The organism is Serratia rhizosphaerae, assembly GCF_009817885.1.
Classification (GTDB): Bacteria; Pseudomonadota; Gammaproteobacteria; order Enterobacterales; family Enterobacteriaceae; genus Serratia_B; species Serratia_B rhizosphaerae.
In genome coordinates this window covers 2,972,201-2,990,029 of record NZ_CP041764.1, presented here as the reverse complement: position 1 = coordinate 2,990,029, position 17,829 = coordinate 2,972,201, and the positions used below count along the sequence as shown (strand labels likewise).

Annotated in this window: 5 protein-coding genes; 3 read left to right on the top strand and 2 right to left on the bottom strand. The window is 53.8% G+C overall.

Translation table 11 applies throughout. From position 1 onward, the window contains the following. Positions 1–732: 732 nt before the first annotated feature. A complete protein-coding gene (locus FO014_RS13935; protein ID WP_160029965.1) occupies positions 733–13,281 on the bottom strand; it encodes an Ig-like domain-containing protein in 12,549 nt (4,182 codons plus the stop codon). A gap of 1,114 nt (positions 13,282–14,395) precedes the next feature. Further along, positions 14,396–15,169 carry a hypothetical protein gene (locus FO014_RS23860; RefSeq protein ID WP_212603821.1) on the bottom strand — a complete coding sequence of 258 codons (774 nt, stop codon included), beginning with the start codon at positions 15,167–15,169 and terminating at the stop codon, positions 14,396–14,398. Positions 15,170–15,428: 259 nt separating this feature from the next. Between FO014_RS23860 and FO014_RS13920 the strand changes: the two genes are divergently transcribed. From FO014_RS13920 to FO014_RS13910, 3 genes are all read left to right on the top strand, one after another. After that, complete coding sequence (locus FO014_RS13920; protein ID WP_160029962.1) at positions 15,429–15,644, top strand: hypothetical protein; 216 nt, start codon at positions 15,429–15,431, stop codon at positions 15,642–15,644. Positions 15,645–16,067: 423 nt separating this feature from the next. Then, positions 16,068–16,649 (top strand): response regulator transcription factor, encoded by a 582-nt coding sequence (locus FO014_RS13915; RefSeq protein ID WP_160029961.1) that lies wholly within the window; start codon positions 16,068–16,070, stop codon positions 16,647–16,649. Between the two features lie 104 nt (positions 16,650–16,753). After that, positions 16,754–17,395 carry a helix-turn-helix domain-containing protein gene (locus FO014_RS13910; RefSeq protein WP_160029960.1) on the top strand — a complete coding sequence of 214 codons (642 nt, stop codon included), beginning with the start codon at positions 16,754–16,756 and terminating at the stop codon, positions 17,393–17,395. Positions 17,396–17,829: the final 434 nt, after the last annotated feature.

Below are 17,829 nucleotides of genomic sequence, written 5' to 3'. Positions count from 1 at the left end.
CAGAAGGTTTTATCGTAAAAAACACTCACCAGACAGATATACTGATGAACTACACCGGACTAATTTTCATGCTTAACGCTTGGGTAAGGACGAGTCACCATAACGGGAACTGCCTGAGTACCACCGTGGCACAACATCAGCATCGATACCATTCCTGACCAACAAATCTCGAAGTTCAGCAATCTCTTTCAGCATCAAGCGATAATTGGTGGATATATCTTCATAGAGGTAATCATAAGCACATGAGTCATCGGATTTATTTTTCCTAAGAAACATAGCATCCCTCAACTTAAAACAGAGCATTGATAATTTAAATTGTAGCATGGCATTAGCCATTAAATGTGATAATGGACAGGTTAATTAATAACGACAACAAAAAAAACAACCAAGCCCACAAAAGCAAGCAAAAAAAACACCAACATTACCGACAGTGGAAATACCCCGCATCGCAAATCAATCACTAAAAAAAGAGATGTCATCATCAATCCATTTTTTATACTTTAACGTTCATCAACTCTAGCCGAGTAATATTTTAGGTTATAAGTTCACTTCATATCGAAGAGCGCACCTGGCAACTCCCCACCAAGGGATTGATAATGCGTATCTAAAACCAAGTGCACCCTTCGTTATGCCCCCAAGGCCATAAGGCCTGGGGGGGGGAGCTACAGCGAAATTGATGTTACAAAAAACATACACAACATCCCTGTCATGTCACTTCGCAGTTTAAAACAATTAATTATGACATATATCATAAACCTCAGAAACCGTGGAACCATTCTGCAAAGATGCCTGATACGGGGCAGTCACATCATGACGCGAGCCGCCGGCACTGTCCCAATACCAATCGGCTGTATTGGCAATACTCGCCTTCCCGTCAGAGTCGGTGTAGACCGAACTCACCCCATTACTACCAATATATCCCCCTTTAAATGTAACCAGCCGCCCTTCCACAGGATTGCCTTGTGCATCTTTTACAATAACCCATGGCATTCCATAGACACCCGGCGCAACACACGCGGATGAATGAGTACCATCCCAGTATTCGACGATTCTCGCCGAATCGCCGAAATGAACATCTACAGTATCGACGCTATCAGCAATGCCAAATTCCGCCGTCACTGTCGACACTCCCGACGTGAAGCTTGTCAGCGTCGTACTGGCTCTACCATTCGAGTCTGTCGCCACCCTTTCGGAGGTAACTTTCGCGCCATTAGTTGCTGAAAAATATATATATTGACCGACAAGCGGATGGCCCTGGTCGCCGGGCAATACAGCAGTTACTTTGTTGAACTGCTTACCGTCTGGCATAGCATTATCTTGATCTACCACTAAATCAACCGATAAATTACCAACAAAATGTATTTTCACCTGAGCACTTTCTTTGCGAGTGGTATCCAGGGTTGCCGTGACAATTGATTCCCCCCCTACACTACTATAAATTTTTGTGGCATACCGACCATTGCTAAGAAAACCTCTATCAGGAGATGCTTTCGCACCATTAGTCGCTGCTACTTGAATGCCAACGCCCTCGGCTGGATTTCCCTCTTCGTCCGTTACATCAAAGGTAACTCCAATGCCATAATCATCAATTACTGGTGCATAATCTTCACTTATTGACGCCGTCACTGTATAAGACTTCTCCGCCACGAACGTCGTGTTTTTGCTCGTGCCCTTGCCGTTCACTTCCGCCGTCACCGAGTAAGTGCCCGCCTTCAGACTCGTCACCGTCGCCGTCGCTTTACCGTCAGCGCCCGTCGTGCCCTGCACCGTCGTGATATCGGCACCTTCCGCCACGCTGAACTTCACTTCCTGGCCACTGACCGGGTTGCTGTTCGCGTCCGTTACGATGGCCGTCACCGCATTGGTGTCACTGCCGTTCGCAACCGCTCCCGTCCCCACACTCAGGTTCGTGTCTGTGATTTCAGCCGTGCCGTCATCCGCCACGAAGTTCACGTCAACCTTCTGCTCGCTGTCACCCACACTTGCCGTCACGCTGGACGTGCCCGCCTTCGTGCTGGTCAGGGTGGTCTTCGCTACACCATCCGCCTCGGTAGAGACCTTCTCCGTCACCACCGTCGCACCGTTGCTTGCCGAGAAGCTCACCTCAACACCCGCAACCGGGTTGTTGTTCCTGTCGGTGACTTTCGCCTGCACGCTGTCCGTGGCCGTGCCGTTGGCCACAGCACCGTTATCCACCACCGTCAGGTTACCTTCCGTGATTTCAGCCGTACTCTCGTCCGCCACGAACGTCGTGTTTTTGCTCGTGCCCTTGCCGTTCACTTCCGCCGTCACCGAGTAAGTGCCCGCCTTCAGACTCGTCACCGTCGCCGTCGCTTTACCGTCAGCGCCCGTCGTGCCCTGCACCGTCGTGATATCGGCACCTTCCGCCACACTGAACTTCACTTCCTGGCCACTGACCGGGTTGCTGTTCGCGTCCGTTACGATGGCCGTCACCGCATTGGTGTCACTGCCGTTCGCAACCGCTCCCGTCCCCACACTCAGGTTCGTGTCTGTGATTTCAGCCGTGCCGTCATCCGCCACGAAGTTCACGTCAACCTTCTGCTCGCTGTCACCCACACTTGCCGTCACGCTGGACGTGCCCGCCTTCGTGCTGGTCAGGGTGGTCTTCGCTACACCATCCGCCTCGGTAGAGACCTTCTCCGTCACCACCGTCGCACCGTTGCTTGCCGAGAAGCTCACCTCAACACCCGCAACCGGGTTGTTGTTCCTGTCGGTGACTTTCGCCTGCACGCTGTCCGTGGCCGTGCCGTTGGCCACAGCACCGTTATCCACCACCGTCAGGTTACCTTCCGTGATTTCAGCCGTACTCTCGTCCGCCACGAACGTCGTGTTTTTGCTCGTGCCCTTGCCGTTCACTTCCGCCGTCACCGAGTAAGTGCCCGCCTTCAGACTCGTCACCGTCGCCGTCGCTTTACCGTCAGCGCCCGTCGTGCCCTGCACCGTCGTGATATCGGCACCTTCCGCCACACTGAACTTCACTTCCTGGCCACTGACCGGGTTGCTGTTCGCGTCCGTTACGATGGCCGTCACCGCATTGGTGTCACTGCCGTTCGCAACCGCTCCCGTCCCCACACTCAGGTTCGTGTCTGTGATTTCAGCCGTGCCGTCATCCGCCACGAAGTTCACGTCAACCTTCTGCTCGCTGTCACCCACACTTGCCGTCACGCTGGACGTGCCCGCCTTCGTGCTGGTCAGGGTGGTCTTCGCTACACCATCCGCCTCGGTAGAGACCTTCTCCGTCACCACCGTCGCACCGTTGCTTGCCGAGAAGCTCACCTCAACACCCGCAACCGGGTTGTTGTTCCTGTCGGTGACTTTCGCCTGCACGCTGTCCGTGGCCGTGCCGTTGGCCACAGCACCGTTATCCACCACCGTCAGGTTACCTTCCGTGATTTCAGCCGTACTCTCGTCCGCCACGAACGTCGTGTTTTTGCTCGTGCCCTTGCCGTTCACTTCCGCCGTCACCGAGTAAGTGCCCGCCTTCAGACTCGTCACCGTCGCCGTCGCTTTACCGTCAGCGCCCGTCGTGCCCTGCACCGTCGTGATATCGGCACCTTCCGCCACACTGAACTTCACTTCCTGGCCACTGACCGGGTTGCTGTTCGCGTCCGTTACGATGGCCGTCACCGCATTGGTGTCACTGCCGTTCGCAACCGCTCCCGTCCCCACACTCAGGTTCGTGTCTGTGATTTCAGCCGTGCCGTCATCCGCCACGAAGTTCACGTCAACCTTCTGCTCGCTGTCACCCACACTTGCCGTCACGCTGGACGTGCCCGCCTTCGTGCTGGTCAGGGTGGTCTTCGCTACACCATCCGCCTCGGTAGAGACCTTCTCCGTCACCACCGTCGCACCGTTGCTTGCCGAGAAGCTCACCTCAACACCCGCAACCGGGTTGTTGTTCCTGTCGGTGACTTTCGCCTGCACGCTGTCCGTGGCCGTGCCGTTGGCCACAGCACCGTTATCCACCACCGTCAGGTTACCTTCCGTGATTTCAGCCGTACTCTCGTCCGCCACGAACGTCGTGTTTTTGCTCGTGCCCTTGCCGTTCACTTCCGCCGTCACCGAGTAAGTGCCCGCCTTCAGACTCGTCACCGTCGCCGTCGCTTTACCGTCAGCGCCCGTCGTGCCCTGCACCGTCGTGATATCGGCACCTTCCGCCACGCTGAACTTCACTTCCTGGCCACTGACCGGGTTGCTGTTCGCGTCCGTTACGATGGCCGTCACCGCATTGGTGTCACTGCCGTTCGCAACCGCTCCCGTCCCCACACTCAGGTTCGTGTCTGTGATTTCAGCCGTGCCGTCATCCGCCACGAAGTTCACGTCAACCTTCTGCTCGCTGTCACCCACACTTGCCGTCACGCTGGACGTGCCCGCCTTCGTGCTGGTCAGGGTGGTCTTCGCTACACCATCCGCCTCGGTAGAGACCTTCTCCGTCACCACCGTCGCACCGTTGCTTGCCGAGAAGCTCACCTCAACACCCGCAACCGGGTTGTTGTTCCTGTCGGTGACTTTCGCCTGCACGCTGTCCGTGGCCGTGCCGTTGGCCACAGCACCGTTATCCACCACCGTCAGGTTACCTTCCGTGATTTCAGCCGTACTCTCGTCCGCCACGAACGTCGTGTTTTTGCTCGTGCCCTTGCCGTTCACTTCCGCCGTCACCGAGTAAGTGCCCGCCTTCAGACTCGTCACCGTCGCCGTCGCTTTACCGTCAGCGCCCGTCGTGCCCTGCACCGTCGTGATATCGGCACCTTCCGCCACGCTGAACTTCACTTCCTGGCCACTGACCGGGTTGCTGTTCGCGTCCGTTACGATGGCCGTCACCGCATTGGTGTCACTGCCGTTCGCAACCGCTCCCGTCCCCACACTCAGGTTCGTGTCTGTGATTTCAGCCGTGCCGTCATCCGCCACGAAGTTCACGTCAACCTTCTGCTCGCTGTCACCCACACTTGCCGTCACGCTGGACGTGCCCGCCTTCGTGCTGGTCAGGGTGGTCTTCGCTACACCATCCGCCTCGGTAGAGACCTTCTCCGTCACCACCGTCGCACCGTTGCTTGCCGAGAAGCTCACCTCAACACCCGCAACCGGGTTGTTGTTCCTGTCGGTGACTTTCGCCTGCACGCTGTCCGTGGCCGTGCCGTTGGCCACAGCACCGTTATCCACCACCGTCAGGTTACCTTCCGTGATTTCAGCCGTACTCTCGTCCGCCACGAACGTCGTGTTTTTGCTCGTGCCCTTGCCGTTCACTTCCGCCGTCACCGAGTAAGTGCCCGCCTTCAGACTCGTCACCGTCGCCGTCGCTTTACCGTCAGCGCCCGTCGTGCCCTGCACCGTCGTGATATCGGCACCTTCCGCCACGCTGAACTTCACTTCCTGGCCACTGACCGGGTTGCTGTTCGCGTCCGTTACGATGGCCGTCACCGCATTGGTGTCACTGCCGTTCGCAACCGCTCCCGTCCCCACACTCAGGTTCGTGTCTGTGATTTCAGCCGTGCCGTCATCCGCCACGAAGTTCACGTCAACCTTCTGCTCGCTGTCACCCACACTTGCCGTCACGCTGGACGTGCCCGCCTTCGTGCTGGTCAGGGTGGTCTTCGCTACACCATCCGCCTCGGTAGAGACCTTCTCCGTCACCACCGTCGCACCGTTGCTTGCCGAGAAGCTCACCTCAACACCCGCAACCGGGTTGTTGTTCCTGTCGGTGACTTTCGCCTGCACGCTGTCCGTGGCCGTGCCGTTGGCCACAGCACCGTTATCCACCACCGTCAGGTTACCTTCCGTGATTTCAGCCGTACTCTCGTCCGCCACGAACGTCGTGTTTTTGCTCGTGCCCTTGCCGTTCACTTCCGCCGTCACCGAGTAAGTGCCCGCCTTCAGACTCGTCACCGTCGCCGTCGCTTTACCGTCAGCGCCCGTCGTGCCCTGCACCGTCGTGATATCGGCACCTTCCGCCACACTGAACTTCACTTCCTGGCCACTGACCGGGTTGCTGTTCGCGTCCGTTACGATGGCCGTCACCGCATTGGTGTCACTGCCGTTCGCAACCGCTCCCGTCCCCACACTCAGGTTCGTGTCTGTGATTTCAGCCGTGCCGTCATCCGCCACGAAGTTCACGTCAACCTTCTGCTCGCTGTCACCCACACTTGCCGTCACGCTGGACGTGCCCGCCTTCGTGCTGGTCAGGGTGGTCTTCGCTACACCATCCGCCTCGGTAGAGACCTTCTCCGTCACCACCGTCGCACCGTTGCTTGCCGAGAAGCTCACCTCAACACCCGCAACCGGGTTGTTGTTCCTGTCGGTGACTTTCGCCTGCACGCTGTCCGTGGCCGTGCCGTTGGCCACAGCACCGTTATCCACCACCGTCAGGTTACCTTCCGTGATTTCAGCCGTACTCTCGTCCGCCACGAACGTCGTGTTTTTGCTCGTGCCCTTGCCGTTCACTTCCGCCGTCACCGAGTAAGTGCCCGCCTTCAGACTCGTCACCGTCGCCGTCGCTTTACCGTCAGCGCCCGTCGTGCCCTGCACCGTCGTGATATCGGCACCTTCCGCCACGCTGAACTTCACTTCCTGGCCACTGACCGGGTTGCTGTTCGCGTCCGTTACGATGGCCGTCACCGCATTGGTGTCACTGCCGTTCGCAACCGCTCCCGTCCCCACACTCAGGTTCGTGTCTGTGATTTCAGCCGTGCCGTCATCCGCCACGAAGTTCACGTCAACCTTCTGCTCGCTGTCACCCACACTTGCCGTCACGCTGGACGTGCCCGCCTTCGTGCTGGTCAGGGTGGTCTTCGCTACACCATCCGCCTCGGTAGAGACCTTCTCCGTCACCACCGTCGCACCGTTGCTTGCCGAGAAGCTCACCTCAACACCCGCAACCGGGTTGTTGTTCCTGTCGGTGACTTTCGCCTGCACGCTGTCCGTGGCCGTGCCGTTGGCCACAGCACCGTTATCCACCACCGTCAGGTTACCTTCCGTGATTTCAGCCGTACTCTCGTCCGCCACGAACGTCGTGTTTTTGCTCGTGCCCTTGCCGTTCACTTCCGCCGTCACCGAGTAAGTGCCCGCCTTCAGACTCGTCACCGTCGCCGTCGCTTTACCGTCAGCGCCCGTCGTGCCCTGCACCGTCGTGATATCGGCACCTTCCGCCACACTGAACTTCACTTCCTGGCCACTGACCGGGTTGCTGTTCGCGTCCGTTACGATGGCCGTCACCGCATTGGTGTCACTGCCGTTCGCAACCGCTCCCGTCCCCACACTCAGGTTCGTGTCTGTGATTTCAGCCGTGCCGTCATCCGCCACGAAGTTCACGTCAACCTTCTGCTCGCTGTCACCCACACTTGCCGTCACGCTGGACGTGCCCGCCTTCGTGCTGGTCAGGGTGGTCTTCGCTACACCATCCGCCTCGGTAGAGACCTTCTCCGTCACCACCGTCGCACCGTTGCTTGCCGAGAAGCTCACCTCAACACCCGCAACCGGGTTGTTGTTCCTGTCGGTGACTTTCGCCTGCACGCTGTCCGTGGCCGTGCCGTTGGCCACAGCACCGTTATCCACCACCGTCAGGTTACCTTCCGTGATTTCAGCCGTACTCTCGTCCGCCACGAACGTCGTGTTTTTGCTCGTGCCCTTGCCGTTCACTTCCGCCGTCACCGAGTAAGTGCCCGCCTTCAGACTCGTCACCGTCGCCGTCGCTTTACCGTCAGCGCCCGTCGTGCCCTGCACCGTCGTGATATCGGCACCTTCCGCCACACTGAACTTCACTTCCTGGCCACTGACCGGGTTGCTGTTCGCGTCCGTTACGATGGCCGTCACCGCATTGGTGTCACTGCCGTTCGCAACCGCTCCCGTCCCCACACTCAGGTTCGTGTCTGTGATTTCAGCCGTGCCGTCATCCGCCACGAAGTTCACGTCAACCTTCTGCTCGCTGTCACCCACACTTGCCGTCACGCTGGACGTGCCCGCCTTCGTGCTGGTCAGGGTGGTCTTCGCTACACCATCCGCCTCGGTAGAGACCTTCTCCGTCACCACCGTCGCACCGTTGCTTGCCGAGAAGCTCACCTCAACACCCGCAACCGGGTTGTTGTTCCTGTCGGTGACTTTCGCCTGCACGCTGTCCGTGGCCGTGCCGTTGGCCACAGCACCGTTATCCACCACCGTCAGGTTACCTTCCGTGATTTCAGCCGTACTCTCGTCCGCCACGAACGTCGTGTTTTTGCTCGTGCCCTTGCCGTTCACTTCCGCCGTCACCGAGTAAGTGCCCGCCTTCAGACTCGTCACCGTCGCCGTCGCTTTACCGTCAGCGCCCGTCGTGCCCTGCACCGTCGTGATATCGGCACCTTCCGCCACACTGAACTTCACTTCCTGGCCACTGACCGGGTTGCTGTTCGCGTCCGTTACGATGGCCGTCACCGCATTGGTGTCACTGCCGTTCGCAACCGCTCCCGTCCCCACACTCAGGTTCGTGTCTGTGATTTCAGCCGTGCCGTCATCCGCCACGAAGTTCACGTCAACCTTCTGCTCGCTGTCACCCACACTTGCCGTCACGCTGGACGTGCCCGCCTTCGTGCTGGTCAGGGTGGTCTTCGCTACACCATCCGCCTCGGTAGAGACCTTCTCCGTCACCACCGTCGCACCGTTGCTTGCCGAGAAGCTCACCTCAACACCCGCAACCGGGTTGTTGTTCCTGTCGGTGACTTTCGCCTGCACGCTGTCCGTGGCCGTGCCGTTGGCCACAGCACCGTTATCCACCACCGTCAGGTTACCTTCCGTGATTTCAGCCGTACTCTCGTCCGCCACGAACGTCGTGTTTTTGCTCGTGCCCTTGCCGTTCACTTCCGCCGTCACCGAGTAAGTGCCCGCCTTCAGACTCGTCACCGTCGCCGTCGCTTTACCGTCAGCGCCCGTCGTGCCCTGCACCGTCGTGATATCGGCACCTTCCGCCACGCTGAACTTCACTTCCTGGCCACTGACCGGGTTGCTGTTCGCGTCCGTTACGATGGCCGTCACCGCATTGGTGTCACTGCCGTTCGCAACCGCTCCCGTCCCCACACTCAGGTTCGTGTCTGTGATTTCAGCCGTGCCGTCATCCGCCACGAAGTTCACGTCAACCTTCTGCTCGCTGTCACCCACACTTGCCGTCACGCTGGACGTGCCCGCCTTCGTGCTGGTCAGGGTGGTCTTCGCTACACCATCCGCCTCGGTAGAGACCTTCTCCGTCACCACCGTCGCACCGTTGCTTGCCGAGAAGCTCACCTCAACACCCGCAACCGGGTTGTTGTTCCTGTCGGTGACTTTCGCCTGCACGCTGTCCGTGGCCGTGCCGTTGGCCACAGCACCGTTATCCACCACCGTCAGGTTACCTTCCGTGATTTCAGCCGTACTCTCGTCCGCCACGAACGTCGTGTTTTTGCTCGTGCCCTTGCCGTTCACTTCCGCCGTCACCGAGTAAGTGCCCGCCTTCAGACTCGTCACCGTCGCCGTCGCTTTACCGTCAGCGCCCGTCGTGCCCTGCACCGTCGTGATATCGGCACCTTCCGCCACGCTGAACTTCACTTCCTGGCCACTGACCGGGTTGCTGTTCGCGTCCGTTACGATGGCCGTCACCGCATTGGTGTCACTGCCGTTCGCAACCGCTCCCGTCCCCACACTCAGGTTCGTGTCTGTGATTTCAGCCGTGCCGTCATCCGCCACGAAGTTCACGTCAACCTTCTGCTCGCTGTCACCCACACTTGCCGTCACGCTGGACGTGCCCGCCTTCGTGCTGGTCAGGGTGGTCTTCGCTACACCATCCGCCTCGGTAGAGACCTTCTCCGTCACCACCGTCGCACCGTTGCTTGCCGAGAAGCTCACCTCAACACCCGCAACCGGGTTGTTGTTCCTGTCGGTGACTTTCGCCTGCACGCTGTCCGTGGCCGTGCCGTTGGCCACAGCACCGTTATCCACCACCGTCAGGTTACCTTCCGTGATTTCAGCCGTACTCTCGTCCGCCACGAACGTCGTGTTTTTGCTCGTGCCCTTGCCGTTCACTTCCGCCGTCACCGAGTAAGTGCCCGCCTTCAGACTCGTCACCGTCGCCGTCGCTTTACCGTCAGCGCCCGTCGTGCCCTGCACCGTCGTGATATCGGCACCTTCCGCCACACTGAACTTCACTTCCTGGCCACTGACCGGGTTGCTGTTCGCGTCCGTTACGATGGCCGTCACCGCATTGGTGTCACTGCCGTTCGCAACCGCTCCCGTCCCCACACTCAGGTTCGTGTCTGTGATTTCAGCCGTGCCGTCATCCGCCACGAAGTTCACGTCAACCTTCTGCTCGCTGTCACCCACACTTGCCGTCACGCTGGACGTGCCCGCCTTCGTGCTGGTCAGGGTGGTCTTCGCTACACCATCCGCCTCGGTAGAGACCTTCTCCGTCACCACCGTCGCACCGTTGCTTGCCGAGAAGCTCACCTCAACACCCGCAACCGGGTTGTTGTTCCTGTCGGTGACTTTCGCCTGCACGCTGTCCGTGGCCGTGCCGTTGGCCACAGCACCGTTATCCACCACCGTCAGGTTACCTTCCGTGATTTCAGCCGTACTCTCGTCCGCCACGAAGTGGGCAGCCTTCTCGGCTGCACTATCATTAACCTTCGCGGTTACTGTATAAGCCCCTGCCTTGGCACTGGTCACCACTGCCGCCGCCTTACCTTTAGCCCCGGTGGTTCCTTTCACCGTAGTGATGTTCGCCCCCTCAGTCACAGTAAAGATAACCTCCTGATCGGCAACCGGATTACCATTTTTATCAGTCACCGTTGCCGTGGCGGTCACACCATCAGTTACCTTGCCGCTCGCAACCGTGTTGTCATGACCGATTATCAGGTTCTCATCAGTAATGGTCGCCGTGCTGTCATCCGCCACAAATGTCGTGTCCTTGCTCGCGCCCTTGCCATTCACTTCCGCCGTCACCGCATACGTGCCTGCCGTCGTGCTGCTGACTGCAGCCATCGCCTTGCCGTTGTCGCCAGTCGTGCCCTGCGTGAGGGTAATAATGGCGCCTTCGGCCACGTGAAACGTCACTACTTGGCCAGCAACCAGATTGCCATAGGCATCCGTGACTGTTGCCATAATGCCGTTTTTGGCCGTGCCATTTGCTACAGCGTTGTCTCTGAATACAACCAAGTTCTCATCCGTGATTTCCGCCGAGCTCTCGTCCGCCACGAAGCTCACGTCAACCTTCGGCTCGCTGTCACCGGCCTTCGCCGTCACCGTCGAGACGCCCGCCTTCGTGCTGGTCAGCGTCGTCTTCGCTACACCATTCGCATCGGTAGGGACCTTCTCTGTCACCACCTTGGCGTCGTTGCTTGCCGAGAAGCTCACCTCAACGCCTGCGACCGGGTTGCCGCTCGCATCCGTCACCTTCGCCTGCACGCTGTCTGTGTGCGAACCATCCGCTACAGCATTGTTATCCACCACTATCAGGTTGCCTTCCGTGATTTCAGCCGTACCGTCATCGGCCACGAAGCTCACATCAACCGTCCGCTCGCTGTCGCCCGCCTTTGCCGTCACCGTCGAGACGCCCGCCTTCGTGCTGGTCAGCGTCGTCTTCGCCACACCATCCGCATCGGTAGGGACTTTCTCTGTCACCACCTTGGCGCCATTGCCTGCCGAGAAGCTCACCTCAACGCCTGCGACCGGGTTGCCGCTCGCATCCGTCACCTTCGCCTGCACGCTGTCTGTGTGCGAACCATCCGCTACAGCATTGTTATCCACCACCGTCAGGTTGCCTTCCGTGATTTCAGCGGTGCTGTCGTCTGCCACGAACGTCGTGTTTTTGCTCGTGCCCTTGCCATTCACTTCCGCCGTCACCGTATAGGTGCCCGCCTTCAGGCTCGTCACCGTCGCCGTTGCCTTGCCTCCCTCATCGGTTGTGCCCTGCACGGTCGTGATATCGGCACCTTCCGACACGCTGAACGTCACTTCCTGGTTCGCAACCGGGTTACCGTTCGCGTCCGTTACGATGGCCGTCACCGCATTGGTGTCACTGCCGTTCGCTACCGCTCCCGTCCCCACATCCAGGTTAGCGGCCGTGATTTCGATCGTATCGCCATCAGCTTCCGATACCTTGACTTCGGTCGTACCATTATTGGATTTATTGCCATGCTTATCGTAGGCAACTGCACTGATATGATAAATATTCGCGTCCGCAGTATCGGTATAGTGGAATGAAGGGTACGTGATATTTAATGATTCTCCGTTAACACCTGCCGCTTCCGCCTTGCCCCCCGCAGCAACGAATTCCTGAGTATTCCATTCAACATGGTCAGTGCCATACTTGGCACTCACTGTAGCTCTCAGCACATCCGTGTTACCCGCTTTACCAGACATCGAATCAGGCACACCAAGCTGTATAAGGTCCTGTTTTTTATAATCAAGAACAATATCGTTGTTACGTTCGACCAGATCATACCGGTTACCTGCCAACGTGCGGCTGAAGTCAACCATAGCCGGATCGACCTGTTTTTCCCACGGCACGCCCAGACGGTAATTCAACTCAAAGTTAAATGTGGTTTCGTCATCGCCGCCTTCCCCCTGTTGATGCTCAACCCCCAGGGTGACCAACGGTATCGGGGTGTAGTTAACCCCGACAGTCACCGCCACGGGATTGTGCTTCAGCGTATTCTTGTCAATCAGGGCAACATTGTTGCCATAATATTTTTCATAAATAAGCTTACCGCCCAGTTGTGGATAAACAGGTAACCAGCCCTCAGCGCGAAGGTCAAAACCATCGGCAGGCCGTTCGTCATAATCAGCAAAGTCACGAGACTGGTGCCAATCGGTAAGCCCACGGTAACCGTTAGCAGACAGTTTCAGATAATCAGTCCACGCCTCCACACCCACACCAACACGACGGTTTCCCCCCGTCACGTCATCATCGTAAAAAGAGTTGACGCCGTACATCCAGCTCCCCTGAAAACGGCGATACCCGATGCCCAGGTTTACCGTATTACGGTCGTCTTTATGGCGGTATCCAAGTTGGGTAAACAACAAATTGGCAGACGCATCATAAATCGGAATAAGAAAATCAACGGAAGAGTCATCAAGATGAAACTTGTCATCTACGTTTAAATCCACCTGCGCAGTACCAAACTGCGACAACCAGTCCTCGACGGCTGATGATGCCGCTCCAGCCACCATACTGCCGGCAACGTTTGCCGCGCTTTGCTTCGGGTCATCACTGCTAAGTGCGGTACCAAACGTTGATGCCGTGTTGGCCAGAAACTTTGCATCCATATCACCCACGTTTGAGGAAAGCGCCGTCCCGCTCGATATCGGTGACAAGGCACTCTGTGGTGTGGGAACATCCAGTTCATCGCCAGCGCCCAACTGTTCAAAGGGTTTACTGAATGTGCGGAATTCATTAATTTTTTTCAGTTCAGCAACACTCAAATTAAACTTTTTGGCAACAGAGGTCACAGTTTCGCCATTCTGGAGAACGTAGAGCGCAGTCTGGGATGCAAATAATTGTCTCGGTGCCGACGCCTCCGTTTTTGCCAAAGCCAGAGCAGGCGCCAAAGTACCTGTAGATATTCCGAACAGCTGAAGGCACAGGCATGCCCGAGCTGTCATTTTCAGCAGCTTTTTATTCATGCGAATTTATCATCACTATTTTGTTTAATTTATGAGGTTCGCATTCTAAATAAAACCAAAGCAAACGCGCCCGGAATGTTGTTTATTTATAAACAAACACAACAAGCCACACCATAAGCAACTGATAAATAAAATAAATACCAGATTTACCAAAAACAAAGAAATCATTGAGAGACGACAAAAAGGAGAGTATGAAATAAAATATATAAATTAACACTTACGCCACAGTGAACATAAAAGAATGGTACCTTATCTTTTACATCTTAGGGCTCTGCACACATGCTTTTTGGGACGTTATTTTTATTTATTTTCTGGGCAGCAATCTGCACCAACTCGACTTCCCTTGAGCCTTTTCCATTAGCCGGCACTTTTCATGCCCTAAAAATCCAAAATTAAACATAAAAACAACTGAAATATACATTCTCAAAGACTATCTTAACGGCCATACAAACCCGTACAGCGGTTTGTTGCGCATTAGAGTCACACTTTCTTGTATTCCTTAGCCCTCGCCAAGAGGGCTTTTTTTTGTATTACGGCTGGGCGGGGTTCCCAAGGTACGGACGCCTAAACTTTAACCGCCGTGAGCGCCAATCCCCCCGGGCAGCGACTGCACCTGGTTAGAACAAAACATCAACCTGACGTACTGGCGGCGCAGCACCTTGACCTAGCGCCGCCGAAGGCGGCATGCATGGCCATCACCGGCAAGGGCAATCTGCCGTCAGCCATCTCATTCAAGGTAAGGAGCACGGGACGATGATCACAGCAAAAGAGCTGGTTGCCGCCGCAAAGCAGAAACAGGACGCGCCGCGCCAGACAACAACTGCATGGCAAGTCCATGATGGCCACCACGACAACAGCAGAATAGAGCGAGGTGACGGAACGGCCACCGAACCTCTACCAGGCACCAAAGATAAACCCGCCGGCAAGCCTCATAGAGCCAACCAAGTTGCTGCAGCAGGAACTGATAAAAATAGAGATGGCTCAGTCCTACCTGCTGACCCTGTGGAAGAAAACGCAGGAGCAGCAGGAAAACTAGCCCACCCAACCCGGTTTGCCGAACTTTTTCTTTTTCGCCTCCCGATAATTTAATTCTGAACAACGTGCAGCTTGCACAATAAATAATCACCGCGCTATAAAGTTTGCATTGGTGTAAATCAAAAGGATTAAGAACATTAATATCTACTATCTGGACAAGGACTACACGAAGTGGCAGCACGATTACGTAAATGGCGAGTGGAGCATGCAGAATACGCCTATCAACCGCTACGTCGAACGCCGTAGCCTGCATTTCGGCACTGGTGACCGTTGTATGGTGACTGAGGCTTATATCAACGGCAGGGACACTGACGTTAATGCCGTAACGCCGGTATCTTTTCGCCTGCTGGTTAATTCTGAATAACGTGTGGCCTACACGGAAAGCAAGCAACAATCTATTAAGGTTTGCATTGATGCAAATCAAGAGAATTAAGCCTATGAAGACCTGCTTTTGGAGTAAGCGTTTAACGTTAGCCAGGCTGATTATTACTGCCATGGATATGGGGTATCTCATCAAGCTGCGGGGGAAAGATATGCTGGTCTTTACCCTTCAGGATGCCGATACATTCGTGGAAGAGGCGTTCAGTTACAGCGAGCTGAGAAGCCCCAATAAACGTAAAGATGTACTGAAAACCCTGATTAAGTGGTCAAACAATGGGGCGACGGCCAGTTGGTACTAGGCTCAGGCATCTACCAGGAACGCCTGGAAGTGACAATCAGCAACCCAGAATTGTGCTTAACCGAGGGCGTCAAAAATGAATGCAGGCGTAATCGTATTATGGATAGTGTGGCTGGTGATAATGTTATTTTTGCTTTTCTTTACACTCTCCTATGCAGTCAGTGAAATCATTAGCGAGGTAATTAAACTCATCACTTGGAAAGTCAGGGAAATCGAAGACGAAATTTTCAACGGCTATTTAGATGTACCGGAAGTAGAACCAACATCAGAGAAAGAAAGTGGCATGCAGTAACTAAAACACCCTTCACCAAGCCCGGTTCGCCGGGCTTTTCTTTTACGATCACCAGAAAATTCAATTGTAAACCACATCCTACTTGCGCGGCGAAGATATATAGAACTGGAAGGGTTTATCGATTTTTTTTACGCCGGTACTGAAAAAAGGGAAGGGATCATCCTTCACTATCAGAATGCCCCTTTCTCCAGAACGTGGCAGAATGTGGCCACAGGATAATACGCCCAGAGCATCCCGATTATCGCGAACTGTTCAGGGAGTCCAACATCAAGAGTGCGGTGGCTTTTATATTTCATTTTTTTTCGATGTGCTGCAACTACACATACTAACCAAATCACAGCATTTAATTTTAAATAAAAAAAACAACAAAGATTACACCACTTATAATAAAATAATTTATTTATAGATCATTGAGAGATAAAAATGAAATCAGAAAAACCAATAAAAATATCAATATACGGGAGTAACTCATACTTTTCTCTTGGATTAACAAACATACTCAAGGATGAATTTAACAAAAAAAACACAGCCACAGATATTATAGAATCGAAGAATGGAGTGTATGCAGACATTATTTTTCAACATTCACCCCAAGGAGAGGGAATTTGTTTTTGCAATTACTTCCTTACGCACAAAAGAAAGCCGCCATTGTTTTTTTCAATCAAAACACAAGGAAACCCATCTAACAAGATTAGATTTAATCAATGCATCCTAGAGCGGGAAGTAATACATCAAGATATAAGCATCTCATCAGCTATAGATATGATCATTAATTGTCTAAACAATAAAAAAACAACTGATAAGTCAAACTGCAGTAAAATATACTTTAGCAAAAGAGAAATAGATATCATCAGAGGTTTCAAGAAAAGTTTGAGCATACCAGAAATAGCCAGAAAACTGGGGGTCAGTCCAAAGACTGTTAGCGGATATAAAATCGCAATCATGCACAAGATGGGATTTAAAAACAACGCCGAGCTATATAGATGGATAATGAGTGTAATTTGAACGCTTTATCATTTACATTAATCACAAATAACTCAATCAAGCAAAAAAAACCATAATAGGTTATAATATTAAAATTACTATCGGCTTAAAAACTGGGTATTAATATGAAAAACCTCACACCACAAAGACCTGAGAGTGCTATTTCTTTATTAATTAACGAGCTTACACCACACGCAGTGGCATGTAACTACCCCCCTAGAAAAATCATAGAATGGAAGCATAAAGACGAGGCAAATATTTATCTCTTCCTTGATGGGCAGTTATCAATTCTTCGTTCATCGGATAAGTTGGTTCTTGGTTCTGTTTACGAACCGCATATCTTTGGTATAGTTGAACTATTTCAACATCAGCGCACTCATGCTTTACGACTGGATACACCATCAACGGTGCTAAAGCTCAGCGCATTAAAGGCAAAAAAAATATTTAGAGAACGTAACCTTTGGTATGCCATCACAGAGATATTAGCATACTACATTTCTTATTTAGGATACCGTGATAGTTTGGTCTATCAACAATTGATTTACTCAGTGATACGAGAGCATCTTTTTGAAATAATGAACCTCCCGGATAATATACGTAAGAACACAACTATCTTGAGATACATTCAGGATAGAACACATCTATCTAGGAGTAGTATACTTAATAATTTGTCAACTCTTAAAAATGAGGGTCGTATAAGCTATGCTAGAGGTGGATATCTACTTGAAATAATATCATTACCTGAACATCCGACGGGTAAGCGCTAAGTAAGAAACCACCTGCGGATAGGCCTTATGTCATCAGCGGGTGGATACTCCCGCCAATAGCGAAGGGTAAGTGATATTGTGGTTTCCGGCCATTTTTGTGAGGTTTTTATCTCTACATAAACACCACATCCTGAGTAGATTACATAAAACATCTCATGTGTGGTGTTGTCAATTTTATCATTTTGGACAACATCCAAGTACCGACTTCGAATCCTGAAGTACAACATTGGTAAAGCGGTCTATAATGAAAATAAAGATCCTAAGTGAACAGCTAAGTATTGATAACGCCCCACAGAGTCTATCTAAGAGAGCCTTCTCCTTCACACATCGTTTTAGTTAATATTGTTTCTCTTATCCTTTGTTTTCCTTATCATTAAAATTATTAATTGTAATTTCTTCATTTGTGCCTACGGTATCATGGGAAAGATAAATTT

Bases quoted from the DNA above. Each gene is read 5' to 3' on its own strand.
- FO014_RS13935 (WP_160029965.1), bottom strand. From the start codon at position 13,281: ATGGATGCAAAGTTTCTGGCCAACACGGCATCAACGTTTGGTACCGCA.
- FO014_RS23860 (WP_212603821.1), bottom strand. From the start codon at position 15,169: ATGGCAGTAATAATCAGCCTGGCTAACGTTAAACGCTTACTCCAAAAG.
- FO014_RS13920 (WP_160029962.1), top strand. From the start codon at position 15,429: ATGAATGCAGGCGTAATCGTATTATGGATAGTGTGGCTGGTGATAATG.
- FO014_RS13915 (WP_160029961.1), top strand. From the start codon at position 16,068: ATGAAATCAGAAAAACCAATAAAAATATCAATATACGGGAGTAACTCA.
- FO014_RS13910 (WP_160029960.1), top strand. From the start codon at position 16,754: ATGAAAAACCTCACACCACAAAGACCTGAGAGTGCTATTTCTTTATTA.